The organism is Glycomyces sp. L485, from assembly GCF_022548875.1.
In the GTDB taxonomy this organism is placed as follows: Bacteria; Actinomycetota; Actinomycetes; order Mycobacteriales; family Micromonosporaceae; genus Glycomyces.
In genome coordinates, this window is sequence record NZ_JAKZEW010000024.1 from 46702 (window position 1) to 47197 (window position 496).

The 496-nt window shown below is 71.4% G+C and carries 1 protein-coding gene; it reads left to right on the top strand.

The features are described from left to right. The coding region (locus L0U85_RS13135; RefSeq protein ID WP_347177439.1) for an RICIN domain-containing protein at window positions 1-496 on the top strand (496 nt) is incomplete at both ends.

Consider the following 496-nt stretch of genomic DNA (forward strand, 5'->3'; position numbering starts at 1 on the left):
ACAAGGCCCTCGACGTGTGGGAGAGATCCACCCAGCCCGGCGGGCGCATCTCCCAGTACGACTCCAACGGCGGCGCCAACCAGCAGTGGCGGCTCGTCCCCGCCCCGACCGGCGGCGGCAGCGGCGGAGGCACCGGCGAGGACATCGACCGTTCCCCCGTGGCCGTGGCCACGGGAGGCGGCACCTACCTCGGCTGGCGGCTGCTCGCCGACGACCCGCAGGACACGAGCTTCAACGTCTACCGCGACGGGCAGCTGGTCACCACCACCTCCGACACCAACCTCACCGACTCCGGCGGCAGCGCCGGGTCCTCCTATGACATCGGGATCGTCCAAGGCGGGCAGGAGGTCGAGCGCACCGGCACCTTCAGTGTGTGGGGGCAGCAGTACCTCGAGATCGACATGGACCGCCCCGCCGGCGGCACCACCCCCGACGGAGTCGACTACACCTATAGCCCCAACGACGCGACCGTGGCCGACCTCGACGGCGACGGCAC